Annotated in this window: 29 protein-coding genes and 2 pseudogenes; 19 read left to right on the forward strand and 12 right to left on the reverse strand. The window is 62.8% G+C overall.

The window, feature by feature from the left end:
- Positions 1-11: 11 nt before the first annotated feature.
- From AC0L3S_RS17945 to AC0L3S_RS17955, 3 genes are all read right to left on the reverse strand, one after another.
- On the reverse strand, positions 12-590 hold the full coding sequence (locus AC0L3S_RS17945) for an Hpt domain-containing protein (protein WP_473280191.1): 579 nt from the start codon (positions 588-590) through the stop codon (positions 12-14).
- Between the two features lie 33 nt (positions 591-623).
- Positions 624-1,169 carry a response regulator gene (locus AC0L3S_RS17950; protein ID WP_007611745.1) on the reverse strand — a complete coding sequence of 182 codons (546 nt, stop codon included), beginning with the start codon at positions 1,167-1,169 and terminating at the stop codon, positions 624-626.
- Positions 1,170-1,257: 88 nt separating this feature from the next.
- Positions 1,258-2,037: an NAD kinase gene (locus AC0L3S_RS17955; protein ID WP_007602648.1), complete on the reverse strand. Its 780-nt coding sequence runs from the start codon at positions 2,035-2,037 to the stop codon at positions 1,258-1,260.
- Positions 2,038-2,290: 253 nt separating this feature from the next.
- Between AC0L3S_RS17955 and AC0L3S_RS17960 the strand changes: the two genes are divergently transcribed.
- Positions 2,291-3,853, forward strand: a complete 1,563-nt coding sequence (locus tag AC0L3S_RS17960) for a S10 family peptidase (protein ID WP_473280193.1) — start codon at positions 2,291-2,293, stop codon at positions 3,851-3,853.
- Here AC0L3S_RS17960 and AC0L3S_RS17965 read toward each other — a convergent pair.
- On the reverse strand, positions 3,840-5,228 hold the full coding sequence (locus AC0L3S_RS17965) for a serine hydrolase domain-containing protein (RefSeq protein WP_473280195.1): 1,389 nt from the start codon (positions 5,226-5,228) through the stop codon (positions 3,840-3,842). The genes AC0L3S_RS17960 and AC0L3S_RS17965 overlap by 14 nt on opposite strands.
- A 108-nt stretch (positions 5,229-5,336) precedes the next feature.
- On the reverse strand, positions 5,337-5,879 hold the full coding sequence (locus tag AC0L3S_RS17970; RefSeq protein ID WP_354058561.1) for a tetratricopeptide repeat protein: 543 nt from the start codon (positions 5,877-5,879) through the stop codon (positions 5,337-5,339).
- Positions 5,880-6,135: 256 nt separating this feature from the next.
- On the opposite strand from AC0L3S_RS17970, the gene AC0L3S_RS17975 reads away from it, so the two are divergent.
- The 4 genes from AC0L3S_RS17975 (at position 6,136) to AC0L3S_RS17990 (ending at position 8,799) form a co-directional block, all read left to right on the forward strand.
- Positions 6,136-6,519: a His-rich protein BRANT gene (locus AC0L3S_RS17975; RefSeq protein WP_473280197.1), complete on the forward strand. Its 384-nt coding sequence runs from the start codon at positions 6,136-6,138 to the stop codon at positions 6,517-6,519.
- Between the two features lie 390 nt (positions 6,520-6,909).
- Positions 6,910-7,305, forward strand: coding sequence for a hypothetical protein (locus tag AC0L3S_RS17980; protein ID WP_473259424.1), 396 nt, complete (start codon positions 6,910-6,912; stop codon positions 7,303-7,305).
- A 289-nt stretch (positions 7,306-7,594) separates the two neighbouring features.
- Positions 7,595-8,302 (forward strand): outer membrane protein, encoded by a 708-nt coding sequence (locus AC0L3S_RS17985; RefSeq protein WP_473258692.1) that lies wholly within the window; start codon positions 7,595-7,597, stop codon positions 8,300-8,302.
- A 254-nt stretch (positions 8,303-8,556) separates the two neighbouring features.
- Positions 8,557-8,799: a hypothetical protein gene (locus AC0L3S_RS17990; protein ID WP_018455389.1), complete on the forward strand. Its 243-nt coding sequence runs from the start codon at positions 8,557-8,559 to the stop codon at positions 8,797-8,799.
- A gap of 38 nt (positions 8,800-8,837) precedes the next feature.
- On the opposite strand, the gene AC0L3S_RS17995 is transcribed toward AC0L3S_RS17990, so the two are convergent.
- Positions 8,838-9,092: a hypothetical protein gene (locus AC0L3S_RS17995; protein WP_007602660.1), complete on the reverse strand. Its 255-nt coding sequence runs from the start codon at positions 9,090-9,092 to the stop codon at positions 8,838-8,840.
- A 322-nt stretch (positions 9,093-9,414) separates the two neighbouring features.
- The gene (locus tag AC0L3S_RS18000; RefSeq protein ID WP_473280199.1) at positions 9,415-9,789 is read right to left on the reverse strand and encodes a hypothetical protein; all 375 of its coding nucleotides are present in this window, start codon (positions 9,787-9,789) and stop codon (positions 9,415-9,417) included.
- A gap of 102 nt (positions 9,790-9,891) precedes the next feature.
- On the opposite strand from AC0L3S_RS18000, the gene AC0L3S_RS18005 reads away from it, so the two are divergent.
- On the forward strand, positions 9,892-10,056 hold the full coding sequence (locus AC0L3S_RS18005; RefSeq protein WP_473280201.1) for a hypothetical protein: 165 nt from the start codon (positions 9,892-9,894) through the stop codon (positions 10,054-10,056).
- A gap of 3 nt (positions 10,057-10,059) precedes the next feature.
- Here AC0L3S_RS18005 and AC0L3S_RS18010 read toward each other — a convergent pair whose 3' ends face one another.
- The gene (locus AC0L3S_RS18010) at positions 10,060-10,239 is read right to left on the reverse strand and encodes a hypothetical protein (RefSeq protein WP_473258690.1); all 180 of its coding nucleotides are present in this window, start codon (positions 10,237-10,239) and stop codon (positions 10,060-10,062) included.
- A 246-nt stretch (positions 10,240-10,485) separates the two neighbouring features.
- On the opposite strand from AC0L3S_RS18010, the gene AC0L3S_RS18015 reads away from it, so the two are divergent.
- The 7 genes and pseudogenes from AC0L3S_RS18015 (at position 10,486) to AC0L3S_RS18045 (ending at position 15,440) form a co-directional block, all read left to right on the forward strand.
- On the forward strand, positions 10,486-12,183 hold the full coding sequence (locus AC0L3S_RS18015; protein ID WP_473258688.1) for a methyl-accepting chemotaxis protein: 1,698 nt from the start codon (positions 10,486-10,488) through the stop codon (positions 12,181-12,183).
- Between the two features lie 247 nt (positions 12,184-12,430).
- Positions 12,431-13,150 (forward strand): class I SAM-dependent methyltransferase, encoded by a 720-nt coding sequence (locus AC0L3S_RS18020; protein WP_473258686.1) that lies wholly within the window; start codon positions 12,431-12,433, stop codon positions 13,148-13,150.
- Positions 13,151-13,229: 79 nt separating this feature from the next.
- Complete coding sequence (locus tag AC0L3S_RS18025; protein ID WP_473258684.1) at positions 13,230-13,934, forward strand: class I SAM-dependent methyltransferase; 705 nt, start codon at positions 13,230-13,232, stop codon at positions 13,932-13,934.
- 52 nt (positions 13,935-13,986) lie between these two features.
- Positions 13,987-14,400 (forward strand): GFA family protein, encoded by a 414-nt coding sequence (locus AC0L3S_RS18030; protein WP_473280203.1) that lies wholly within the window; start codon positions 13,987-13,989, stop codon positions 14,398-14,400.
- Positions 14,401-14,687: 287 nt separating this feature from the next.
- A pseudogene (locus AC0L3S_RS18035) lies at positions 14,688-14,873 on the forward strand (cyclic nucleotide-binding domain-containing protein); the annotation flags it as partial.
- Between the two features lie 58 nt (positions 14,874-14,931).
- Positions 14,932-15,075 (forward strand): annotated as a pseudogene (locus AC0L3S_RS18040) (xanthine dehydrogenase family protein molybdopterin-binding subunit); the annotation flags it as partial.
- Positions 15,076-15,233: 158 nt separating this feature from the next.
- A complete protein-coding gene (locus AC0L3S_RS18045; protein WP_473259421.1) occupies positions 15,234-15,440 on the forward strand; it encodes an oxidoreductase in 207 nt (68 codons plus the stop codon).
- On the opposite strand, the gene AC0L3S_RS18050 is transcribed toward AC0L3S_RS18045, so the two are convergent.
- On the reverse strand, positions 15,437-16,597 hold the full coding sequence (locus AC0L3S_RS18050) for an iron-containing alcohol dehydrogenase (RefSeq protein WP_473280314.1): 1,161 nt from the start codon (positions 16,595-16,597) through the stop codon (positions 15,437-15,439). The genes AC0L3S_RS18045 and AC0L3S_RS18050 overlap by 4 nt on opposite strands.
- 343 nt (positions 16,598-16,940) lie before the next feature.
- Here AC0L3S_RS18050 and AC0L3S_RS18055 point away from each other — a divergent pair, with 343 nt between their 5' ends.
- Positions 16,941-18,140: an ABC transporter substrate-binding protein gene (locus AC0L3S_RS18055; protein WP_473258679.1), complete on the forward strand. Its 1,200-nt coding sequence runs from the start codon at positions 16,941-16,943 to the stop codon at positions 18,138-18,140.
- A gap of 57 nt (positions 18,141-18,197) precedes the next feature.
- Positions 18,198-20,000, forward strand: a complete 1,803-nt coding sequence (locus AC0L3S_RS18060; protein ID WP_473280205.1) for an AMP-binding protein — start codon at positions 18,198-18,200, stop codon at positions 19,998-20,000.
- Between the two features lie 33 nt (positions 20,001-20,033).
- Here the strand turns inward: AC0L3S_RS18060 and AC0L3S_RS18065 are convergent, their stop codons facing one another.
- The gene (locus tag AC0L3S_RS18065; RefSeq protein ID WP_440639825.1) at positions 20,034-20,546 is read right to left on the reverse strand and encodes a winged helix-turn-helix transcriptional regulator; all 513 of its coding nucleotides are present in this window, start codon (positions 20,544-20,546) and stop codon (positions 20,034-20,036) included.
- Between the two features lie 239 nt (positions 20,547-20,785).
- Here AC0L3S_RS18065 and AC0L3S_RS18070 point away from each other — a divergent pair, with 239 nt between their 5' ends.
- Together AC0L3S_RS18070 and AC0L3S_RS18075 are read left to right on the forward strand one after the other, a co-directional pair.
- On the forward strand, positions 20,786-21,418 hold the full coding sequence (locus AC0L3S_RS18070) for a DsbA family protein (RefSeq protein WP_473258674.1): 633 nt from the start codon (positions 20,786-20,788) through the stop codon (positions 21,416-21,418).
- A gap of 100 nt (positions 21,419-21,518) precedes the next feature.
- Positions 21,519-22,718: a CaiB/BaiF CoA transferase family protein gene (locus AC0L3S_RS18075; protein WP_473280207.1), complete on the forward strand. Its 1,200-nt coding sequence runs from the start codon at positions 21,519-21,521 to the stop codon at positions 22,716-22,718.
- 33 nt (positions 22,719-22,751) lie between these two features.
- On the opposite strand, the gene AC0L3S_RS18080 is transcribed toward AC0L3S_RS18075, so the two are convergent.
- Together AC0L3S_RS18080 and AC0L3S_RS18085 are read right to left on the reverse strand one after the other, a co-directional pair.
- Positions 22,752-23,429, reverse strand: a complete 678-nt coding sequence (locus AC0L3S_RS18080) for a glutathione S-transferase family protein (RefSeq protein ID WP_473258669.1) — start codon at positions 23,427-23,429, stop codon at positions 22,752-22,754.
- Position 23,430: 1 nt separating this feature from the next.
- Positions 23,431-24,174 carry an SDR family NAD(P)-dependent oxidoreductase gene (locus AC0L3S_RS18085; protein ID WP_473258667.1) on the reverse strand — a complete coding sequence of 248 codons (744 nt, stop codon included), beginning with the start codon at positions 24,172-24,174 and terminating at the stop codon, positions 23,431-23,433.
- Positions 24,175-24,451: 277 nt separating this feature from the next.
- Here AC0L3S_RS18085 and AC0L3S_RS18090 point away from each other — a divergent pair, with 277 nt between their 5' ends.
- Both AC0L3S_RS18090 and AC0L3S_RS18095 read left to right on the forward strand, forming a co-directional pair.
- Positions 24,452-24,646, forward strand: a complete 195-nt coding sequence (locus tag AC0L3S_RS18090; protein ID WP_473280209.1) for a hypothetical protein — start codon at positions 24,452-24,454, stop codon at positions 24,644-24,646.
- A 19-nt stretch (positions 24,647-24,665) separates the two neighbouring features.
- Entirely contained in the window at positions 24,666-25,403 is a 738-nt protein-coding gene (locus AC0L3S_RS18095) for an SDR family oxidoreductase (RefSeq protein ID WP_473258665.1), read from the forward strand.
- Positions 25,404-25,405: the final 2 nt, after the last annotated feature.

Below are 25,405 nucleotides of genomic sequence, written 5' to 3' on the forward strand. Positions count from 1 at the left end.
GACGCCTATGGCTACCCCGCCGGCGCGATGCTCGGCGCCAGGATCACCTCGAGATGCTCTGGTCGATCGCGGTTGGCGTCGGCGAGATAATCGTCGGCGACCTTGCGCAGGCGCCGGCTGAGCTCGGCGGAGACGCTGATGCTGTCGAGCTTGGTGTTCTCGTGAACGATGGCGAGGATGGCGTTGATGTGGTGCGTGAACAGCTCGGCCGGCACCTTTTCCAGATCTGGCGCGTGCTCGATGACGCGGCACAGGCTCTCGGCTACGCCCGCCGCCGCCGGATAGCCGAAAGTCGCGGCATCGCCCTTGATGTCGTGCGCGGCGCGAAACAACTCGTCGCGCCTGTCCTTGGTGAAGCCGTCGTGCCGGATGGCGACGTAGGCCGCCGACAGCCGGTTGATCTCGGTTGCCATCCAGTCCTTGAACTCGCCGGCGAGGCCCGCGAGCGCCTGTTCGGCGCGGCCGATCGGATCGTCCATGTCCTTGTCTTCGACGCGGCGCAGGACCGACCGCAGCGGGTTGGGCTGCGTGATAACTTGATGCGTGGCGAAGGCCGTGATCTCGATGTCTCTTGCGCTGTTCTTCGCCATGATATCGGCCTCGATCGTGAGAGACGTTGCGCGCTAGATGGAAGAGCGAGCCTTGTCGAGCAGCGAGGGCTGCTGCAGCACCTCGTGCTTTTCGCCGACGCGGCGCTCGGGGCCCATATAGGCGGAGTTGATGTTGCGGCGCCGGTCCGGGCCGAAATAGGTCTTGGTCTTGATGAAGGGGCGAGGACTGGCGACCACGTTGAGGATGCGCTGGTAGAGTCCTTTGGCCGAGATCGGCTTGGCCAGGAATTCGGTGACGCCGGCATCGCGCGCCACGGTGACGCGGCGCTTCTCGGAATGGCCGGTCAGCATGATGATCGGCGCGTAAGGATTGCCCTTGGATTCCGGCTGCCGGATCATCTGCGCCAGCTCGAGCCCGTCGAAGATCGGCATCGCCCAGTCGGTGATGACGATGTCGGGCACGTAATGGCTGTACATTTCCAGCGCCGTGGCGCCGTCCTCGGCCTCGTAGACTTCACGTGCGCCAAAGGAATGCAGCAGCGTCCGCAGGATGCGGCGCATGTGCGGATTGTCGTCGCAGACAAGGAAACGCAGCTTGTTGAAATCGATGCGGAACATGGAGCCCGGGCCGGAGCGGTCAACTTTCGTTAACCATATCTCGCCGGGGGTTAATGAAGGGTTGCGATCGGCAGTCCGGCGAGGCGGCTCAGGAGCCGAACTGCTCGCGCAGAATACGCTCTTCCAGGCTGTGACCGGGGTCGAACAGCATGCGCATCGAGATGGTCCTGTCGGACAGCACCTCGACGCGGCGGACGTCGCGCACCTCGTCGTGGTCGGCGACTGCCGCCACGGGGCGCTTGTCGCCCTCAAGCACCTCGATCACGACATAAGCCGTGTTCGGCAGCAGCGCGCCGCGCCAGCGTCGCGGGCGGAAGGCGCTGATCGGCGTCAGCGCGAGGAGCGCGGCGTTGATCGGCAGGATCGGTCCCTGGGCGGACAGATTGTAGGCGGTCGAGCCGGCCGGCGTTGCCACCATGATGCCGTCGGCGATCAGCTCGGACATGCGCTCGCGCTCGTCGATCAGGATTCGCAGGCGCGCGGCCTGGTAGGTCTGCCGGAACAGGGCGACCTCGTTGATGGCGTGATGCAGGTGAACACGGTCGTTGGCGTCGGTCGCGCGCATCAGGAGGGGGTGGATTTCGGATTCCTGCGCCGCCTCGAGGCGGGCTCGAAGATCGACGGTCGAGTACTCGTTCATCAGGAAGCCGACGGTGCCGCGGTGCATGCCGTAGATCGGCTTGCCCGTATGCATGTGCTGATGCAGCGTCTGGAGCATGAGCCCGTCGCCGCCGAGTGCGACCACGATGTCGGCGTCCTTCGGATCGCAATTGCCGAAGTCCCTGGTGAGCTGGCCGAAGGCGGCTTGCGCCTCGCTGCTCGGGCTGGCAACGAAGGCGATCCGGTCGTATCGCGCTGGCTTGGTCATGGCTTCCGGGCAGGGCCGCTGGCTGGAGAAAGTTCCGCCGGGCTCGTCTAACGATCTCGACCGGGATTGTCGAGGATGACCGCCTTCACAGCAGACCGGCAACTGCCCATTCCGGTTTGAGGACGAAACCGGGTCGGTTTGTGCCCAACCCGGCTCTTCAGGCACCACCAGAGCGATGATCCCCCAAACCGTCGTAATTCCGCGCTAGCCTTGCGGTCCGCACCGGTGTCGTCGCCGGGCAGGGAGAACGACCATGGCCACGACTATGCCGGCGCTCCGCCGCGCGACCTTGGTGCTGGCAGTGTCCGCATTCGCGCTCGCAGGATTGGCGCGCGCCGACGATCCGCCGCAGCCGCGCTCCGAGGCGGCGGCAGCCGGACAGAAGGCCGGTCGCGGCGGCGCACAAAGCGCGTCGCAGAATTCATCGTCAGCCGCCGAGCCGCACCGTCTTCCGTCGGATTCGACTACGAAGCACACGCTCGATCTTCCCGGCCGCACCCTCAATTTCGCAGCGACCGCCGGATCGATCCGCGTGTTCGACGGCAAGGGCGAGCCGGTGGCCGACATCGCCTATACATCCTATGAGCTCGACGGCGCCGACCGGGCGACGCGCCCCGTGACGTTCCTGTTCAACGGCGGGCCCGGTGCGTCGTCGGCATGGCTCCAGTTCGGCGCGGCCGGGCCGTGGCGGCTGCCGCTCGATGGCGAAGCGCTGTCGCCGTCCGCCTCACCCGAAGTGAAGCCTAACGCGGAGACCTGGCTCGATTTCACCGATCTCGTCTTCATCGACCCCGTCAGCACCGGATATAGCCGCTTTGTCGCGAGCAATGATGACGCGCGCAAATCGTTCTACTCCGTTGACGGTGACGTCAATTCGATCGCGTTGGTGATCCGCCGCTGGCTCGAGAAGCACGACCGGCTGACCTCGCCGAAATACGTCGCCGGCGAAAGCTATGGCGGGATTCGCGGGCCGAAGGTGGTGCGCCAGTTGCAGCTCCAGCACGGCGTCGGCGTCAGGGGATTGATCCTGGTGTCGCCGCTCCTGGACTTCCGCGAGTTCACCGGCACCAGCCTCCTGCAATATGTCGCGACGCTGCCGAGCTATGTCGCGGTGACGCGCGAGGCGAAAGGCCCGGTCAAGCGCGCCGATCTCGCCGACGTCGAGGCTTATGCGCGCGGCGAATTCCTGGCCGACCTCGTCAAGGGCGAGGCGGACAAGGAGGCGACCACTCGTCTTGCCGACAAGGTCGCCGAGCTCACTGGCATCGACCAGGCGGTGAGCCGCCGGCTTGCCGGCCGCTTCGACGTCGGCGAATTCCGCCGCGAGCTCGACCGCAAGAACGGCAAGGTCACGGGGCGCTACGATGCCTCGGTGCGCGGCTTCGATCCCTATCCGGATTCGAGCAGCTCGCGGTTCGGTGATCCCTCCGGCGATGCGCTGCAGGCGCCGCTGACGAGTGCCGCGGTTGACCTGCTGACACACAAGCTCAATTGGCGGCCCGATGGCTCCTACGAGGTGTTGAACGGCACCGTCGAGGGTCACTGGGATTTCGGCCGCGGCATCAATCCGCCGCAGTCGGTCTCCGAGCTGCGCCAGATTCTCGCCACGGATCGGAAGCTGAGCGTGCTGGTCGCGCATGGCCTGTTCGATCTCGCCACGCCCTATTTCGGATCGAAGCGCGTGCTCGACCAGTTGCCGGTCTTCGCAACACAGCGGGTCAAGTTCGTGGTCTATCCCGGCGGCCACATGTTCTATTCGCGGGACGGCTCTCGCCAGGCCCTTCGGAGCGAGGTCGAGACTCTCATTCGGGAGTAGGCCGGCGCTTGCGCGGCTTGTATTTCCGCGCGATCTCGCGCGCCACGACGGCCGCAGGCTTGATGTTGGCGCCCGCGATCCAGACGTCACTGACCTTGCCGCGCTTGTCGCGGACGCGGCGCACCGGCTCGCCGTGGCTCGAGTAGCCAGCGGCCCAGGCAAGCTTGCCGGTGTCGCGGCCGGTGACCTCGATCTCGCCGGCATCCATGAACGGGTTGTTGAACTGCGGATTGGCGACCAGCACGCGGTTGCCCGCGGGTACCAGATCGGTCGCGCCCCAGATCGTCCACCAGCGGCCGGTCCAGTCGCGCACGCGCCGGTCGGGTGCACCACGGGACTGGAAGACGCGCAGGATCTGCATCGCGCCGTCCATCCAGAACGGCGCCGCGCCGTCGATGGAGTTGCTGATGATGCTGATCGCGAGCTCGCAGGCGGGGATGGAGCAGGTCCGGGAGATATAGCCCTGGAAATGGCCGCCGTGGCCAAACCAGTCCCAGCCGTCGAGCTTGCCGGCGCCGATACCCAAGCCGTAATAGGCCTCGAAACTCTGCGGGATGCGCCAATGATGTCGCGTCATCTCGCGGCGGCTTGCGACCGACAGCAGGCTCTTTTTCGCATTGGGCGCGAGCTGCGCGAAGAAGCGCGCCGTATCGGCGGCGGTGGCGGCGAAGCCCGTGGCGGAGGCCATCGCGTGCGCGGGATTGTCGCCGGGAATGACGCAACGCTCTCCGTACGGCACCCTTCGTGTGTGGCCGCGCGCGAACGGCGCACCCTTGGGAAGCGGCGCGTCCGGCTCGGTCTCGCGCAGGCCCGCAGACTCGATGATCTCGCGCTTCATCCAGGCGCGGTAAGGCTCCTTCGTCACGGCCTCGATGACGAGACCGATCAGCCCAAAGCCGTGGTTGGAATATTTGAAGCGTGTGCCCGGCTCGATTGCGGTCGGCAGCTTCAATTCCGCGAGCAGCTCGCTCGCTTCGAGATAGGGACGGCTGTCGATGAACTGGCCGGAATCGGCGCCGTCGCGCGTCAGTCCCGCGCTGTGCGAGAGCACTTGCGCAATCGTCGTTTCCGCGACGCGCGGATGCATGCCGGCGACATATTGGCCAATGGGATCGTCGAGCCGCAGCTTGCGCTGCTCGCGCAGCTTCATGATGCCGGCCGAGGTAAAGCTCTTCGAGTGCGAGGCAATGCGGAAGCGGTGGCGCGGGGTGAGCTTCTCGCCGGTGTCGAGATTGGCGAGGCCGAACGCGTGCTCGGCGACGATTTCGCCGCGATGGGCGAATGCGATGACGACGCCGGGCTGCTGGATTGTGGTGTGCTGGAATTCGATCCAGGAGCCGATGTAGTCGATCGCGGATCGCAGCCACTTGTCCATTGCGCACCGATTTGCGAGGGGAGGATTGGTGGGCAAGCTAGCCGAGAACGCAGAACAGGCACAACCCTGCGGTTGTGCCCGTTCGCTTCGTTCGAAGATGCGATGTTCTTAATAAACGAGGGTCGCCCCGGTCGGCTTGTCGAGCGCGGCGGCGAGCGAGCGATATTCGGAGCTGTCGGTGCCGGCGAGCGAGGCGAGCTTGTTGAGGTGATACTGCGCCTGCTCGCGATTGCCCTGCTCGAGCTGCCAAAGGCCATAATACTGCCAGGTGCGGACGTGGTTCGGATCGTCCTTCAGCGCGAGCTCGTAGTAGACCTTCGACGACTGGTAGTCGCCGAGCTTGCGATAGGAGTAGCCGATCAGATTGGCGACGTCGGCGACGTCGTCGCGCTTGAGCGACTTCAGCTGGCCGATCGCGCCGGTGTAGTCGTGATTGTCGTAGATCGTGGTGTAGGCGGTGCGATAGGCGGCGAGGAATTTCGGATCGCTGATGGAGGAGCTCTTCTTCTTGCCCTTTTTGGTCGAGGTGTCCGAGGCCGGCGGCGACGAGGGGGTGTCGCCACCCGCGGCATAGGCGCTGGTCAGAGCCGGCCCGGCCGCCAATGTCATGGCGACAAGTCCCGGCACAAGAAGCGTTGAGAGTTTGCGCATCTAAGTTCTCCGGTATGGAACGTGGCGATCCTACACGATTGCCCAAAGACCGGAACACCCATCAGGCGAAAACATTCCCGGCATCCTGGCCTATTCGCCCTGCGGACGGATGACAAACGTGTCATCCAGATGAACGGGAGCCTGCTGCGGGCTTCAGATTGGGTTCAGTGCGTGCCCCCTAGGCTCCACCTACGATCAAAGGGTTGGCGAGAGGGCGCCCGCCTCAAGATCCTTCCAAGAGGAGAGGAGACCAACCATGTTGAAGACCATTTCCGCAGCCTTGCTCGCAGCTTCCGTAATCGCAGCCCCGGCCTTCGCAGCCGAGACCGGCAAGATCACGACGACCACGCCGGTGATCAAGGCAGACCAGAGCCAGACCAAGGTGTCGACCACCGCGGCGAAACCCGACGCCGGCCTCAAGGCCAACGTCAAGGCTTCAGACGTCAAGGCTTCGGACGTCAAGGCCGACGCCAAGGTGGACGCGAAGTCGAAGGCGATGAACGCCAACGCCGCAGTCGCACCGGACGCGCACAAGACCGTGCGCACGCATCGCCACCACCACAAGCATCTGTCGGCGAAGAAGTCGCTGACGACGCAGCCGGACGTGACCAAGCCGGCGACGATGGACAAGCGCAGCTAACCACTGATCCTGCGCGGCGGCGTCCTAGCATTGCCCCAGCCGCCGCGTGAGGAATTCAGACCCGGCCCGTTCGTCACGCCTTGCGCGAAAGCTCGAGGTGCTGGCGGCGGGCCGGTACGACCATGCTGAAGCCCGCGAGCAACGTCCCAGGTTTGGTGGCCGCAAACAAAACCTCGAAAACAACCCCATGCACAGTAGCGGGTCGTAGATAAATCAATGGTTTAAGGGGTGGGCTCATCTGCGGATTTTACGAATCTGTTTGACTCGTCGGGCAAAACACCTGTAGACCTGCATCATTGCAACCTTGGGGCTGGAACGTCTCCGAGACTGATCGAGCGGAGAGCGTAGGCAGTGCGGCGACGAGCGGAACGCGCAGTGAGCTTGGCGTTGATGCTGGCACTGCCGCTGGCGCTCACGGGATGTTTCGGCAGCGACGGTGACCGTCCAACCCTGATGGACGGGGCCCAGGCCGGAGGTCCACAACCGTTCCCGGATAATTTCCGTGGCGACACGCTGGCCTTGATGCGCAGCTATCTGAACAATCCCGTCGGCGTGCGTGACGCCAGCATGGCCGAGCCGGCGCAGCGCGAGGTCGGCGGCCGGCAGTTCTACGTTAGCTGCCTCCACTTCACCCCACGCGAGACCGACGGCACCTACAAGGCCATGAGGGAGCGCGCCGTGATCTTCGTCAACGGTCGGGCGGACCGCGTCGTCGATCGTGCCAGCGAGCTGTGCGCGGGCGCGGTTTACGTACCCTTTCCGGAACTTGAAAAGATGACGCGGTAGCGCAAAGCCCACCTTCATCGCTGGGTGATAGAACAAAGCCCGCCGGAGCTGCCGGATCACATTTCGGGGAGCTTTGAACGGAGTGGTTTTGCGTCGCGACTAATCGTTACGGCGGGTTCTGTTTCCGACGAAAAAAAACCGTCGGCACGAGCCTGCGGGACGGAACAAAATCGCGTTGTTGCCGCTCCGTCACAGTCACGAACGATCAACGTTCCGGCATCGCCTCGAAGCAACCCAATTCACGCCACGTTGTTTCCTGAGTGTCGAATTTGAAAGAACGGGGATGATCATGAAGAGGATTTTGCTGGGTGCGGTTGCCCTGCTTGCGCTGGCCGCGCCCGCTGCCGCAGCCGACATGCAGGCGCGCACCTACACCAAGGCTCCGGCCTACACGCCGCCGCAGGTGATCTACAACTGGACCGGCTTCTACATCGGCGGCCATGTCGGCGGCGCCTTTGCCGGCGACAGCAGCTTCCAGTCGAGCGACGCGCGCTTCCTCGGCGGTGTCCAGGGCGGCTTCGACTACCAGTTCGCGCCCAATTGGGTCATGGGTGTCGAGGCCCAGTATTCCTGGCTGCCGACCAATAACAGCGGTGCCACGTTCCCGCTGGGCACGCAGGTGACCTCCAATACCGACCAGCTCGGCTCGGTGACCGGCCGCATTGGCTACACCTGGGGTCCGGCGCTGCTTTACGCCAAGGGCGGTTATGCCTGGCGCAACGGCGGCCTCGGCGTCAATATTGCCGGCGTCCCGCAGCCCTTCACCGCCACCGGCAACAGCAAGGATGGCTATACCGTTGGCGCTGGCCTCGAATACATGTTCGCGCCGAATTGGTCGGCCAAGGCCGAGTACCAGTATTACAACTTCGGCAGCACGACGATCACCTCCGGTCCGGTCGACGTTGTCGGCGTCCGCGGCCGGGAGGATGAGCATACCGTCAAGGTCGGCGTGAACTACCGCTTTGGCTGGGGCGGTCCGGCAGCGTCTCGCTACTGACACGCCACCAACGACCACGATCTGACAAAGGCCGACTCCCGCCGGCCTTTCGTTTGCCGGGTTCTGGTTGCCAGCCTTCTGTCGTTTGCATTGCGTCAACCATCTGGCGCGTCATTTGCAAGCAAACGTTTTGGCGCGCGCTTTCTCACGCGCGTCATGGAGCTCGGGTAAAGCAAAAATAATTTTTGCAGCTTACGGAACTCGCGCGCCGGAACGCGTTATATGAGAATTACCGGGCTGGTGGGACGACGGACATGCGTATCTTGGTGTCGGCTGTGGTGCTCTCGTGCTTCGTCAGTTTGCCGTGCGCTGCCCAAACAATCCTCAAATCCGAGCCTCTGATGCTGGCACCCTATGAGGTAGCCTTCGTCAAGGACGCCTCTTGCTCCTCCGGCAAGGTGCTGAAGGTCACCGGCGCGATCCGCGGGCTGCATCGCCGGAAGGCCTGTGTGGCTCTGGCGGGCGAGCAGGCCTCGCTCGCGACCGCGACGCCCTGAGCTTTTCCCGAGCTCTGGTTCCCAGCTTCGATCCGTCTTTAGGAATTCAGCTCAAGCTCCATCCTCGCTTGGCGATCGGCCTCCGCCTTGTTCCGGGCCGGGTCCTCGCCCTGTGCGGCCCGGCACGGCTTGATCTCGTAGTCGTTGTCGAGCACCCGGCGTGGCCCGGGGCGGTTGTCATCCGCGGATACGTCCACGACGAGGCCACTTCGCTGCGCGAGCCTCCAGACGTCGGACTCGTCAGGATAGGCTTTGCTGATCTGGGCATCGTTGCAGAACAGGGCGTAGGGCATTCTTCCCGCTCCCGGAAACCGCATTAACGACTTTGCGATGAGAGGGTTCCGCTCGCCGGTTGATCACGCGGCCGTGATCGGGGGCGACGGGCCCCTGAGCCCTTGCCGGGCCCTGAGTCCTTAACGAGTCCTGAATCCCGGAAAAAAGAATCCCCGGGACTCATTTGGCGGAATCAGGGGATGTTTTCGGCCATGTCGACGGACCTGAAAACCTCCTGCGGGCACATGCTGTTGCCCCTCACGCTGGCCCTGTTCGGCGCCTGCGCGGCCAATCTCTGGCTGGTGTGGTCCTGGCTTTAGGCCAGCGACGGGAGATCCGGCTTTACTTGTCAGCCGGTGGACGTGTGGAGGCGTCGCGAATAGCGGCGCGCAGTTTAGTCAGGGTAGCCGCGCAATATTCCTCGCGCTCGCGCTCGAACCGCTCCTGATGCTTGCGGAAATTGGCGATGCGGGCCTGCATCTCGGTGCGGACGTCGTGGCTCGCCACCCGCGGCGGCGGGAGAGGTAGGGGCTGCGGCGGAGCGGCCTGAAGTGGCTCGGTCTCGACGACGGCGTTGACGGGGACGATCTGGACCGACGCGGCCACTGTCGCCATCGGGATCTCCGGTGGATGCAAGTCAGCCCTTTTGCCGCTTACCGATTGGACGAAGGCCATTGTCTGCGCGATCAGCGCGTCGCGTTCCGTGATCCACTTCATGGTGCACCCTTGTTGGAGCTATTCCAGCAAAGCTGGCCGGCCGAATCAAGAAGGTGTTGGGAGGGGGATTGCATATTTTTCCCGGCCGCTCGACAGTGGGGAATGGATGCCAAAGCAGATCATTCAGCCGAAGCCGAGGGCTTGAGGCTCGTCCGCGCGTTCCTGTCGCTGCCGGCCGACAAACGGGCGGAGGTGATCGCGTTGGTTGAGGAGTTGGCCCGCGCCAAACGCCGTCCCGAGGAAGGTGCCGACGTCTCGCCGGGGTGAGGGCTAGCGCTCCCGCGGATTGAGGTTGGGCCGGAACGGAGCCCCGACCACCCGAACCGGCGTCGGAGCGGCCACGTCGATCGCCGCCGTTTCAGCCTGCCGCTTTGCCGGAGCCGGTTCGAAGAGCGCAATTGCCGCGGCCAAGGCGCTACAGCACAGCGTCACCGCGGCCAGCAGAAACATGTTTCGGTTTTCTTCCCTGATCCGCATGGGCCGACAACGGAGGACACCGGCGACCGGTTCCGGCATTCCACGCCCGGCTCGCACCCCGGAACAGGCCGAAGCTTACGCGAAGCTTACGGCGGAAGCCCAAATAGTTAGTTTTCCGTAAGACTACCCGGGACATTTGGCATCAAATCTTAACGTCAGCTGGTTCCAATGCACGGTGCTGGGAATATGCATCGGCAGAAAATCACTGGGGCGGCTGCAATGAGCGTTTTGAACAATCTGAAAATCGTGTGGAAGGTCGCGCTGATCGTGGCCGTGATGGGCTTTGCCATGGTCGCCGTCGCCGGCTTCGGCACGCGCGAGCTCTCGGCAACCGTCGATGGCTTCGCCGAGCTTTCCGCAGCACAATCCTCAGCGCTCAACCTGACTCGGGCCCAGCGCCGCGCCGAGACCTATCATGCTGCGCTCTATGCGGTCTTCACCGAGGCGACGGAGGCGGGCAACGCCAACCGTCTCAAGACCGCGACCCAGAACCGCGATGAAATCCGCCAATACCTCGAGGCAGCCGAGCAGGACGATCCCGCGCGCGCAAGCCAGATCAAGAGCATCGGCGACCAGTTGAAAGCCGTGTTCGCCGGCTGCGATCCGGTGCTGAAGGCAGGCTCGCTCGCAAGCAGCCCGGAAGAGAACGCCAAGGCATCCGAACGTGCGCACAAGGAGTGCGATCCGGTGATGGATGCGGCGCTGGGGCGCATTGCCCAGTTCGTGGGCGAGACCGCACAGGCGGTCGCCAAGCGCAAGGACGCCATCAACCGCGACGCCAGATCCGCAACCTGGACCGTGATCGGCGTCAGCGCCGGCGGCCTGATCCTGGGGATCGCGATCGCGCTGTTCATCGGCCTCAATGCGATGTCACGGCCGATTGCCCGCCTCAAGCTCGCCATGGAGGGCCTTGCCCGCAACGATCTCAAGACCGAAGTGCCCGAGAAGGACCGCCGCGACGAGATCGGCGACATGGCGAAGACGGTCGAAATCTTCAAAACCAACGGCATCGAAGTCGAGCGCCTCAAGGCTTCGCAGGCCGAAGTGGAGAAGCAGGCCGCCGATCAGCGCAAGCGCGACATGGTCAACCTTGCCGACGGCTTTGAGCGTGCGGTCGGCGAGATCATCGAGACGGTAGGCTCGGCGTCCACCGAGCTCGAAGCGTCGTCCTCGACGTTGGCCACCACCGCGCAGCGTGCACAGGAACTGACCTCGGTCGTCGCGGTCGCCTCGGGTGAAGCCACCAGCAACGTGCAGTCGGTTGCGACCGCTACGGAAGAACTGTCCTCCTCGGTCAACGAGATCAGCCGGCAGGTGCAGGAATCCGCGCGGATGGCGGGCGAGGCCGTCACCCAGGCCCGCACCACGACGGTGCGCGTCAGCGAGCTCTCGGTTGCGGCGACGCGCATCGGCGACGTCGTCGAGCTGATCAACACCATTGCCGGCCAGACCAACCTCCTGGCGCTCAACGCCACGATCGAGGCGGCACGTGCCGGCGAGGCCGGCCGCGGCTTCGCCGTCGTTGCCGCCGAGGTGAAGACGCTGGCCGAGCAGACGGCCAAGGCGACCGGCGAGATCAGCCAGCAAATTTCTGGCATCCAGACCGCGACCCAAGAATCTGTCAACGCGATTCGCGACATCTCCGCGACGATCGAGCGGCTCTCCGAAGTGTCGTCGACCATTGCCGCGGCCGTCGAGGAGCAGGGCGCCGCCACCCAGGAGATCTCGCGCAACGTGCAGCAGGCCGCCCACGGCACCCAGCAGGTCTCCACCAACATCGCCGACGTGCAGCGCGGTGCGGCCGAGACCGGCTCGGCCTCCTCGCAGGTGCTTTCCACCGCCAAGATGCTGGCGACCGACAGCAATCGGCTGAAGGATGAAGTCGGGAAATTCCTCCACACGGTGCGCGCCGCCTGAGTCAACGCGGCGGCATCCGTCCGCCGCGTTGCGCACTCATCGCGCCAGCAGAAATGCCATTGCGAATGCGAACAGTACGGCCGTCAGGACGACGGCCGCCGCCGCGCCGGCGGCGATCCTGGCCTTTTCTTTGATGGTGGGGCGCATCGGTGCTGCAATCTACCTCATGTTGAACTCTGATCCAATCTATGATCAGTAGCCGCGCCCGCGACACGCGCGGCCAACGTGCATTCCCGAAGGTCGACCCATGAACGAGGATGTCAGCGACGGCTGGGCCGCGTCCGCGGCCGCCTGGATCGTCGAGCAGGGCGAGGACGGCGACTATGGCCGCCGCTTTGTGCTGGACGCGCCGATGCGGGCGCGGATCGAAGGGCGAGGCTTCCGCAATGCCCTCGACGTCGGCTGCGGGGAGGGGCGCTTCTGTCGGATCATGCAGCGCGCGGGCATCCGCACCACTGGCGTCGATCCAACCAAAGCGCTGCTCGCGCGTGCCATGGAATTGGACCCGCAGGGCGACTACCGGCTCGGCCGAGCCGAGACAATGGAGGTGGATGCCTCCTATGACCTCGTCGTGAGCTATCTCAGCCTGATCGACATGCCCGATCTGGCTGCAGCTATCGTGAAGATGGTGGCAGCGCTGCGGCCGGGTGGTACGCTGCTGATCGCGAACCTCACCAGCTTCAACACGGCCGGTCCGCCCAACGGCTGGACGCGTGACGGTGATGGCGCCCTGCGCTTCACCATCGATCACTACATGGACGAGCGGCCGACCTGGGTGACTTGGCGCGGCATCCGAGTTCAGAACTGGCATCGTCCGCTCAGCACCTACATGACGCTGCTGCTCGATCACGGACTTCAGTTGCGCCTGTTCGCTGAGCCGCAGCCTACGGGCGGGGATCCCGACAGAATTGCCCGTCATCGCCGGGTACCATTTTTCCACGTCATGGAGTGGCAGAAGCCGGCTTAAGGGACGAGGCCTGCGATTTCGAAGGCGCAGTTGAACTGCTAGTGTGTTCGCGACGGAATCTTGTTTTGAGGTCCGCCCGATGATCTCCAAGCGTCCACCCGTGCTCGCCCATGAGCGGTTCGCCGCCGACCGCGACAATTTCGCGGGCCTCGACCTTGCCGCGCGGTTCGAGCGGATCGAGCAGACCAATTTGTGGGGCGCGGCCAGTTCGGTGTCGGGCCTCGGCTCGGAGGATCCCGCGACCGCAGCGATCCGCGAGATGCTTCCACCACTGCTGCAACGGCTCGGCGCACACTCGCTGCTCGATGCGCCCTGCGGCGACGCGGGCTGGATCGGTCGCATCAAGCTGGATCTCGACTACACCGGCGTCGATATCGTGCCGTCGCTCATCGCGGAAAATCGCAAGCGCGTGGCTGGCGGCGAGTTGTCAGGCCGGTTTCTCCTTGCCGACATCACGCGCGATGCGCTCCCCCGCGCCGATGTGGTGCTGTGCCGGGACTGCTTGGTGCATTTGAGTTTCGACCATATCGTCCGCGCCATCGCGAACTTTCGCGCCAGCGGAGCGCGTTTCCTGCTGGTCACGACGTTTCCCGAATGGGAAGACAATCGCGATTGCGAGGACGGCGACTGGCGGGCGTTGAACATGGAGAAGGCGCCGTTCGACTGGCCGCCACCGCGCGCGCTGATCAACGAGCGTTGCGAGGAGGGTGGTGGCGGCTGGCGCGACAAAAGCCTCGGGCTGTGGGCGCTGGAGCAATTATCTGACGGCGGGATACGATGCTGAGAGCGTGCGAGTGGGCAAGCGCTGCGGTCAACTGAGCAAGGAGAGTGTCTCGATGATCGATGCCCAATGTAGGTGCGGCGCTCTCGCGCTGTCGCTTCCCGGACCTTCCGGCCTCGTCGTCGCCTGCCACTGCATTGACTGCCAGCGTCGAACCGGCGCGCCGTTCGGCGTCGGTGCGTTCTATCCGGCGGAGGGCGTCGCGATCTCGGGAACGCCGAAGGAGTACGTCCGGACAGCCGCAAGCGGCGGCAAGGTCCGCAGCTATTTTTGCCCCGAGTGCGGTTCGACGGTCTATTGGAAGGCGGACAATCTGCCTGCGATGATCGGCGTTGGCGTGGGCGCGATCGCGGTTCCGAACTACCCGGCGCCCATCCGCTCGGTTTTTGAACAGTCGAAACATGCCTGGGTGGAGATATCAGGCGCTGAGCACTTCCAGCAAAGCAGCGCACCGAAGCATTCGAAGTGAGAGTTGCGCGTCAAGTTTCGCGCCAAGGCTTCGCGTCGAGATGAGTTGACGCCGTTCCCGTGTGGTTCCGCTGAGGGTCGGAATTGGCGGCAGTCCCTCTGCTTCGCGTGAGACAATAGCTAGTGGTCCGGGTTGGAACGAAATTGACAAAACTCGTTTGCCGACCGGAGCTAACGATGAACAACGCGGAAATTTTCGAACCTTTCTTGAAGCGGTTGCGGGTCAGCACCGAAATTGACGAAGAGGACGAGGTCGCTATCCGTGATCTACCAATCACGGTGAAGCGGATGGCTGGCGGTCAACCGGTCGTTTCTCTCGGAGACCGACCTTCGGCATGCTGCCTTGTCGTTGATGGCTCTATCCTGAGATCAAAGATCGTCGGCGATGGCCACCGCCAGATCATGGCCTTTCACCAGCCCGGCGACATTCCCGATCTGCAGGGCCTCTTCCTACATGTGATGGACCATGACGTCAGCACGCTTGGCGATAGCGTTCTCGGCTTCATTCCCCATGCAGCGGTGCGCTCAGTGACCCGATCCGCACGCCCCGATGGGCGCACGTGGCATCGGCGAGATCGGTATCACAGGAGTTGGCGCGGCGGTAGCAAACGCCATCTTCAATGCGACAGGCCGTCGTATTCGCGACCTGCCGATAACATTGGACAAGCTGCTATAGCGAGTTCACGCGGGACACTCGGCGCAATTTCATTCTCTCCTGGCGGAATTCCGACTGGAGACGTCGCGCGTTAGCACGCCCGCCGGGAACTAGCTGGGTGGCGGCGTGTCATCGACGAGGTGCACGCCGGCGGGCCGATGGCACCGTAGCTACGGCATATTGGCGCCGTTCGCACGCGCGCTCAGGATTGGTCTGCTCCCGGTGCTTACGAAAGTCCGTCCGGTCTTTCGCCACCGGAGAAGAAGTTCGGCGAGCCGATGGGCGAAGAGGAAATCGCGGACGCCATTCGCGCTTTTGCGGATGCGGCGCCTGTGGCTAAGCGCCGGGGATTCGATGCCGTCGAATTGCACGCCGCGCACGGCTAAGCAGCCATTCGCAGCAGATCGAGGATGTCAGCTTCGCTTTTGAATGGCCGCGGATTGGCTTGGACGAAGCGATGATTGATTGCAATCTTGCTAATCTGGTCAAACTTGTCTTCGCCAATCCCGACGTCGGCAAGACGGCCGGGCAATCCAAGTTTCTTGGTGAATTGCGCGAAGGCGGCGGCGGCTTCCATACCGGGCTCGCCAAGGGCCATCGCCAGGCGCTGCTGCGCATCCTCAGTGAACGCCTTGTTGTAGCGAAGCAGGCTCGGCATGATGACCGGTGTGCAATAGTAGTGCGGAACGCCGAAGGTCCCGCCAAGGACATGGCCGATGCCGTGACTGGCTCCCATCGGGACCCGCGCCTGCAGGCCGAAAGCCGCGAGCCACGCGCCATATTGAGACAGTCGGCGCGCCTCCAGATCATCAGGCTGGTGCAAGGTCCGGAGCATTCCCTCGCGCAGGGTGCGGATGCCAGCCAGGACCACCTCGTCGGCGAGCGGCGTGCCGGCGGGTGAGCACAATGCTTCGATGCCGTGATCCATCGAGCGGGTTCCCGATCCCATCCACAGCTTGGAAGGCGTATGAACCGTGAGGGCAGGGTCGAGAATGATCGCCACCGGCATCATCCGGGGATGAAAGAAAATCTGCTTCAGCTTGTTGCGTTCATCCGTGACAAGCGCTGCTGCATTGTACTCGCCGCCATTCAGCGTCGACGGGACCGCGATCTGTCGAATTTTGGGCGATCGAAATGGTGAGACGGTGACCCCAGGGTCCATCGGGAATGGATCAAAACCCGCTTCGTCGGGGATGTCATGTTCCATCGCCATGATGACGATCTTGGCGAGGTCGATCGCCGAGCCTCCGCCGACGGCTACGACCAGGTCGGCTCCGGCGTCCTTGGCTTGACGGGCAACCTCGGCGGCTTGCTTGCGCGTGGTGTGCTCTGCGATTCCATCGAAGGTCGCGACATGTCTGCCGCCGAGCGCGCGCCGGATCTTCTCGATCTCGTCGGTCCTGGTGTTCAAGGTGCGGCTGACGATCAGGAAGACGCGTTTGGCATCAAGTCGCACCGCTTCATCGTTCAAGGCCTCAGACGCAGCCTTGCCGTAAACGACACGATCGATTGCCGGAAAATTGTGTATCCCTGCTTTGCGCATTTGCGTTCTCCCCGTTAGTTCAAAAACGGAAGTGACTATAGGGTGAAGGTCTGGAGGGTGCAACGAACCACCCGTGACCCATAAGGGCTGCAATACTGACTTTGTTCAGACAGGCCCCGTCACGCGTGGACCGGTCGATGACGATCTAATCGCTTGACGGGTTCAAAAAAAGAACTGTATCCTAGGAGGAGAAGACGGCCGAACGCAACGGCAGCGACGTGCCGGATTTACGGCTGGACCCGTTCAGCGCGATGCCTCTTCGCAAGGCCGCGACGAGCCGGCGCTGGCGCAACAAAACAAAGCCGCACACCCGAAAAGGGGTGCACGTTTGGGAGGACGAGCAATGTTGGTGAGATGGAAGATCCTCGCGGCCCTGGCTCTATTGTTGAGCGGACCCGCATTGGCCGCCGACGAGCCGGGAATCTCTGCCACCGAGATCAAGATCGGCGGAGTTTTTCCGTTCAGCGGCCCGGCATCATCGATCGGTCTCGTGGGCAAGGGACTCATGGCCTATATTCAGGCCTTGAATGACCGCGGCGGCGTCAACGGACGCAAGATCAACTACATCGCCTATGACGACGGATATAGCCCTCCCAAGGCGGTGGAGCACGTCCGCAAGCTCGTTGAAAGCGACGAAGTGTCGTTCATGTTCGGCCAGCTCGGCACGCCCGGCATTTCGGCCACTGCGAAATACCTGAAGGCCAAGGGGGTCCCGAGTGTCGCTATCGTCAGTGGTTCGTCCAAGTTCACTGACGTCACCAATTACCCGCTGATCACCACGGGTCTGGTCAGCTACGACACCGAAGGAAAAATCTACGCCAAATATCTGACAAAGACGCTGCCAAACGCCAAGTATGCCATCCTCTATCAGAACGACGATCTTGGCAAAGATTACCTCGCTGCCTTCAAGGCGTTTCTCGGCAAGGATTTCGACCGCAAGATCGTCAGTGCTTCCTACGAGGTCACCGAACCGACGATTGATTCGCAGATTACCAATCTGAAGAGCTCGGGTGCCGAAGCCCTGGTAATCGCCGGCACGCCGAAGTTCGCGGCCCAGGCCATCCGGCAAGCCTCCGTGATCGGCTGGAAGGCGACCGTGATCATCAATTTCCCGTCCGGATCCGTCGGAGGCACGCTTGCACCGGCCGGCCTCGACAAATCGGTCGGCGTGATGGTCGGGACGACCAACAAGGATGTCCTGGATGAGACATGGAAGAGTGACCCGGGCATGCAGGCTTACCGGGCATTTTTCGACAAGTATCTCACGGGCGCCGATATCACCAACGGCAGCTATCTGACCGGTTATCAGCAAGGCGTCCTGCTCGAGCAGATCCTCAAGCAATGCGGTGATGATCTGTCGCGGAAGAATATTCTGGCGCAGGCGAAGAACCTGAAGGACATCGTCGTTCCGACCGTGTTGCCCGGGATCAAGGTCAACACCAGCGAGACCGAGAACATGATCTGGACGCAGATGCGGCTGCAGCGCTGGACCGGCACGACGTGGCAAGCCTTCGGAGAAGTCCTGGACGCCAGGTCCGAGTGACTCTGGCGCAGCCCGCCCGTTCTATCGCATCCGCGGTGATTCAGGAGATCGTTCTCGATGTCGACGAAGCCATTGACGTTTGCGCCAAGGGAACTCTCCGTCGAGCCCCGGACCGACGGCACGCTCGTATTGAGGTCGCCGCTCGAATTAGGGCCATGCGACTGGCGGGTCACCGATTTTCTGCCGCGCTGGGCAAGCGCGGTTCCGGACAGAATATTTCTCGCGCAACGCAATGCCAATGGGGGATGGGGCGAGATCACTTATGGCGAAGCATGGTCGCAGGTCCAGGCGGTCGGCCAGAGCCTGATCGATATGGGCGCAAAGCCGGCCGACAGGCTGGCCGTGCTCTCGGGTAACTCCATCGAGAACGCGGTGATGTCTTTTGCGGCGATGTCGATAGGCGTCATTCTGGCGCCAATATCGCCGAACTACACGCTGATGCCCGGCGGCCTTGCGCGTCTCAAGGACATCGCACAGGTGCTGCGTCCGAACTTCGTTTTCGTTCAGAGTGGACGCGATTTTTCCCCGGCCCGTTCCATTCCCGAATTGGCAGATGCGGCCTGGATCAGCGTCGATGGCGCGCCGGACACGACGCCTTTCCGCGTCCTGACGGATCGAACGGAGTGGACAGGATTTGCGCAAGCGTCGAGTGCAGTCTCGACTGACGCCGTTGTAAAAGTCCTCTTCACGTCCGGTTCGACCGGCCTGCCAAAGGGCGTGCTGAACACGCACCGCATGATGGCGAGCTCCCTGCAAATGGGGGGCCTTCTCGTGTCGCCTCCGGAGGCGCCGGTCCAGGTCGAGTGGCTGCCGTGGCACCATACGATGGGCAGCAACGTCATTCTTCACGGCATTCTCAAGAACGGCGGGACTCTCTACATCGATGACGGCCGGCCGCTGCCTCAGCTCTTTCACAAGTCGGTGGCGAACCTCAAGGAGATCTCGCCGACGGCGATGTTCAATGTGCCCGCCGGTTACAATCTTTTGTGTGATGCCATCGAGAGCGACGCGGCCCTCGGCGCGAGCATCTTCAAACGGCTGGATCGATTGAGCTACGCAGGGGCTGCAATCTCGCAAGGCACGCTTGAAAAACTTTATCGACTGACATCGTCGATCACGGGCCGGCGGATTCCGGTGATGTCGGGCTATGGAACGACCGAAACGGCGCCGACAATCAGCACGACGCATTGGGCAACGGATCGGCCGGGCGAGATTGGTCTTCCGGCTCCGGGCGTACAGCTGAAACTGATTCCTGTTTCCGACACGTACGAGGCCAGGGTGAAGGGGCCCAACGTCACCCCCGGTTACCTCGGCAGGGCCGATCTGACCGAGAAGGCCTTTGACGAGGAGGGGTTCTATCGCATCGGTGACACCGTGTCGTTTATCGATCCCGAGAAGCCGGAGCTTGGTCTGCGTTTCACGGGCAGAATTTCGGAGAACTTCAAGCTCGCGAACGGCACGTGGGTTGCGATCGGCAATATGCGCGCGGCCATCCTGGCCGCAACGCGCGGCGTCCTGCTGGACATTGTCGTTGCCGGAGAAAACCGTGAAGCCTGCGCGCTGCTGTGCTGGCTGAATCCGACCGAGGCGGCGCGGATATCGAACGCGCCGGCTGCGGATTTGACCTGCGATCCCAAAGTGATCGAATTCCTGAGACATCGTCTGCAGGAATATAATGAGGCTGTTGGAAGCAGCGAAAAAATCTGCTCGTTCACCCTGCTGAAGGATCCGCCCTCATTGGCCGCGGGAGAAATCACTGACAAGGCCTATGTCAATCAACGTGCTGTGCTCAAACACCGGGCTCTACTAGCGGACCGTCTCCACCGCAACGAACCCGACGCGGCTGTGATTCGAGTCTGAGGATGCGTTTCGCGCGTCACGCCGGTGGTCTGCTCAAGCGGCGCTGCGGCGGGCCTTTGCCTTCGGCTTTTCGGGTGCCTCCATCATCCGGGGGCTTTGGGCGCCCGGCCCTGGATGGGTATGAACCTCCCTGGCCAGGAGCGGCTCGCCGCATTCAGAGCACACCATGACCGGGTCGAAATCCTTTCCGCACTTGCGGTGCTGGTGCAACAGCGGCCGGCCGCGCTCGTCGACCATGTGAGTGTCGCCCCAATGCACGAGCGCCATCATGATCGGATAGAGGTCGAGGCCCTTCTGGGTCAGGATATATTCGTGACGCTTGGGCGCTTCCTGATAGGGAATGCGGCGCAAGATGCCCAACCGAACCAGCTTCTTCAGCCGCTCGGCGAGCAGATGGCGTGTAATTCCGAGCGCCGACTGAAATCCTTCAAAGCGCCGCGTGCGCAGAAAGCATTCGCGCAGGATCAGAAGCGTCCAGCGGTCGCCGATTACGCCGATGGTTCGGGCCATCGAACACGGCTCTTCCTCCAGTTCTTTCCACTTCATCCGTACTCTCCAGTCATCCCGGCAAGGCCCGCTCGAATCGCCGCCGAGGTCGCCGCATTTCCCTAGCATTCTAGATAGGTACTGAATTTCAAACAATACCAGATAGGCTAGTCAAACCAGCACAAATCCGGCCAAATTTGACAGTTCGATTTTAGAACTGTAGAAGTGAGAATTGGTAAGCCGCGCGATTGGATCGCCGGTCCCTGACCATCCAATACGCTCTGCGGGAGAAAGCGGTCATGACCCTCAAGGTTGAATTCCAGTTCGATTTCGGCAGCCCGAACGCCTATCTGGCGGAGGTCGCCATCCCAGGGATCGAGCGGCGGACGGGCGTAAAATTCGAGTACGTCCCGGTCCTGCTCGGCGGGATCTACAAGGCGACCGGCAACATGTCGCCGTTCGATTCGCTTCGCGGGATCAAGAACAAGCCGGAATATCAAGCGCTCGAAACCCAGCGGTTCATCCGGCGCCACAACATCACGAAATTTCGCCAAAACTCCTTCTTTCCGGTCAATACATTGATGCTGATGCGCGGGGCCGTCGCGGCCCAGTTCGAAGGCGTATTCGAACCTTATTTCCGAGCCGCCTATCATCACATGTGGGAAGAGCCCAAGAAGATGGACGACCCCGAAGTGTTCCGGGCCGCATTTGCTTCCTCGGGAATCGACATCGACAGGCTTGTTGCACGCGCTCAGCAGGATGACGTCAAGAAGAAGCTGATCGATCTGACCAATGACGCCGTCGCCCGCGGCGCCTTCGGTTCGCCGACATTCTTCGTCGGCAAGGAGATGTTTTTCGGCAAGGACCAACTCCGCGACGTCGAGGAATCGATCGTCGAGCAGACCCGGCAGCCCGTTTCCAAGACCGGTTAGTTTACCGAGTTGCAGTCCGTGCGCGTTGAGGCGAACGGCTGACGGTAAGCCAGAGTTTACCCTCGGCTCGTTGGCAGAAAAAAGATCCAGGGAGAGTGCAATGGCTGGTCCGCTCGGCGGCGTTCGTGTCCTCGATCTAACCGGCGTGGTGTCGGGCCCGTTTGCGACGATGTTTCTCGCAGATCAGGGCGCCGACGTGCTCAAGATCGAGCCGATCGGTGGCGATATCACCCGTCGCAGCCGGGCCACCATCGACAAGGACGGCGAGTTCTCCGCGCTGTTCATCTCATCAAACCGCGGCAAGCGTTCGCTCTCTATCGACGTCAAGAGCCCGGCCGGGCGCGAGGTGCTGGCCAAACTGGTCGCGCAAGCCGATGTCCTTGTGCAGAACTTCCGGCCCGGTACCATGGAGCGCCTCGGCCTCGGCGTCGAAGAGCTGCGCCGGCGACATCCGCGCCTGATCTACGTATCGATCAGCGGCGTCGGCGAGACCGGACCTTATGTGAAGAAACGCGTTTACGATCCGATCATTCAGGGCCTGTCGGGCTTTGCCGATATCCAGTCGCAGCCGGTCACTAACCGCCCGCAAATGATCCGCACCATCGTGTGCGACAAGACCACCGCCGTGTTCACCGCACAGGCGGTGGCGGCGGCGCTCTACGCGCGTGAGAAGACCGGGCAGGGGGATCATATCCAGGTCGCGATGCTCGATGCCATGATCTCATACCTCTGGCCGGAGGGCATGATGCAGTACACGGTGGTCGGAGCCGAGGCCGCTGCCGCCGATCCCAATGACCGGCCGGATCTCGTGTTCAAGACCAGCGACGGCTTCATCACGGCAGGCACTATCTCCGATTCCGAATGGCAGGGCTTCTGCCACGCGTCCGGCGATCCCGAGCTTGCCAACGATATCAGGTTTGCGACCCCTTCGGCGCGTTCGGTCAACGCCACGGCGCGCATCAACAAGATGGCGGAGTATATCGGCCAGCACACGACCGCCGAATGGCTGGGGCGGCTGGACGCTGCGGATGTGCCTTGCGCGCCGATCCTGCGGCGCGGCGAAATCATCCACAACGAGCAGGTGGTGGCGCGCGGGATCATCGCGGAATTCGATCAGCCGAAGGTCGGCCGGGTGCGGCAGCCGAAGCCCGCAGCCCGCTTCGAGGTCAACCAAGCTGCCATCGGCGGACCGGCGCCCCGCGTCGGCGAGCACTCGCGCGAGGTGCTGCGCGAGCTGGGCTACGATGATCGCGCGATCGACGACATGGTGGCCGCGCGCACGTTGCGCGTGGCGGTGTAAGCTGAAGCGCTTCGCGCGATCGGTGATCGGCTCTCAAGCCTTGGCAGGCATCGGCGTAATCGGTGCTGCCGGAACATTCGCCGCAGCCGCGCGCTGGTAAGCCTCCCGGATTCGCATACGCTCGAGATAGGGCTGAGCATTGTCACAGATGCCGACACCGTAGGCGACCGCCCAGTCCAGGCACGTCGTCAGCAGGATATCGGCGCTGCTGAAGCGCTCGCCCATGAGGAAATCCCGGCCGTCGGCCAGCGCGACCTCGACGTGGCGCATCTGCGCCCGAAAATATTCGGCGGCTTGAGCGACGACCTCCGGCGCAACGCCGTAAATCGGGCCTAGCGCATCGGCGCTGTGACGGCGCATCACATACAGGCTGGTCGAGTCGAGCTCGGTGACGATGAAGAAGCACCATTCCAGCCACGCGGCATAGTCGCGGGTAGATTCCGGAATCAACGCACGCTCTGGCGTCGAGTACATGCGCGACAAATATGCGACGATCGCGGCACTTTCCCCAATGCAGAAATCGCCGTCCTGCAGCAGCGGAACTTTCTGGCGCGGATTGAGCCTGGTATATTCGGCGGTCTTTGTCTCGCCGGTCCGCGGGCCGATCGGCTTGGTTTTGTAGGGCAAGCCAAGCTCGTGCATCGCCCAGTGAGGTCGAACGGTGCGGCTTGTCCCAACGCCCCACAGAGTGAGGTCTGGACTGTCGCTCATGTCACCATTTCTCCGCAGCGGGACGAAGGTCAAGTTCATGGGTCCAGCCGTCGCGGCTTTGCTGATGAGCGAACCAATACGCTTCGGCAATCGAGGAGGTCTTGGTCAGGCTGTCGGGAGGGATCTCGCTGGCCTCGACCCCCCTGGCCGCCTTCATGCGCTGATGAATGGCTTCGCTATCGACGCCGGCATCGATGATGAGGTGGACGATGTGAATGTTCTTGGGCCCGAGCTCGCGTGCCATGGCCTGGGCCACCGCGCGCAGGCCGAATTTTGCCGATGCAAACGCAGCAAACCCCTTGCTGCCGCGGATGCTTGCGGTCGCGCCGGTAAAAAAGATGGTGCCGCGTCCGCGCTGAAGCATGACGCGCGCGGCCTCACGTCCGACCAGGAAGCCCGCGTAGCACGCCAGCTCCCAGGCTTTGAAGAAGAGCTTCTCGGTGGTCTCCAGCAGTGGCTTGTTGACGTTCGATCCGGCATTGAACAGACAGATCTCGATCGGCCCGATGTCGCGTTCGACGTCCGCGAACAGCTTCTGCACTTCCGCTTCCTGGCGGGCATCGACGCTGAATGCGTGGATGCCGCAGCCTTTCGCCCTGAGCTCATCCACCAGCGCCTGGGACTTGGCCGCATCGCGCCTGCAGATGCAAACAATGTAGCCCTCGCTGGCAAAGCGCCGCGCAACGGCCGCGCCGATGGCATCACCCGCGCCGACCAGAATCGCGACCCCGCGATTTTCTCCCATGCTCGCCTCTCCATAAGTTCTTATTTGATACGTTATCGGTATCGTCTGAAAGCTACGTTGTAAACGGGGTTTTGGAGTCTCTGAATGGGGCAGCAAACTTGCCGTTTCCTGATCCTAACCGTGACTACAAAATATCGATTGACGAGTTCTAAAAAAGAACGCATGTTTCGCCGCGAGGCGCAATGCTGAAAATGGCGCCGATGTTCTTCAGTCGGGAGGTGGTTAGTCGTGGCGAAGCTGTCGCAAGCACTCGGTCTTGGTCCGACTGCTTTTCAGTATGTCGGGCCCCATCGAGCAATCTACCGGCAGCCATCTTGCCAAAGCGCTCGACCAAATCGCGCCGATCGAGAACTGCGCCGTGGCCATCGTAGCCTCGATCAGCGCGATGGCGGAATCCCCATCGTTTGTCTGGCTCAAACACCGTGATCCACGTTCGGAGTCGATAGAACAGCTTCGCAAAAAGCGCGCCTAACCTAACCGGGAGAAGTTCCTTGAAAAAGAGAAATGCAACCGTCGCCGTGATCGGCGCCGGCGATTTCATCGGCGGCGAAATCGCCAAGAAGTTTGCCTCCGAGGGCTTTACTGTCTTCGCTGGCCGCCGCAACGGGGACAAGCTGGCTCCGTTGGTCAAGGAGATCGAAGCTGCAGGAGGCGAGATCCAGGCCCGCTCGCTCGACGCACGCAAGGAGGAGGAGATCATCTCCTTCCTGAACGACGCCGACAAGCACGCGCCGTTGGAGGTCTGTATCTTCAACATCGGCGCCAACGTCAACTTCCCGATCCTCGACACCACCGAGCGCGTATTCCGCAAGGTCTGGGAGATGGCTTGCTACTCGGGCTTCCTCGCCGGGCGCGAGGCGGCCCGGCTGATGCTGCCGCGCGGCCAGGGCAACATTTTCTTCACCGGCGCGACTGCTTCCTTACGCGGTGGCAGCGGCTATGCCGCCTTTGCCAGCGCCAAATTCGGGCTGCGCGCTGTGGCGCAGGCGATGGCGCGCGAACTCGGCCCGAAGAATATCCATGTCGCCCACCTCGTCATCGATTCCGGCGTCGACACCGAGTGGGTACGGCAGCGGCGCCTGGAAGCGCTCGGCCCCAATGCGCTCGACGATCCAGACCTGTTGATGCCGCCGGCCTCGGTCGCGGCGTCCTATTGGCAGCTCTATCAGCAGCCGAAGAGCGCCTGGACGTTCGAGATGGAAATCCGCCCCTTCGGTGAGAAGTGGTAGGA

The organism is Bradyrhizobium sp. Ken01, from assembly GCF_055807355.1.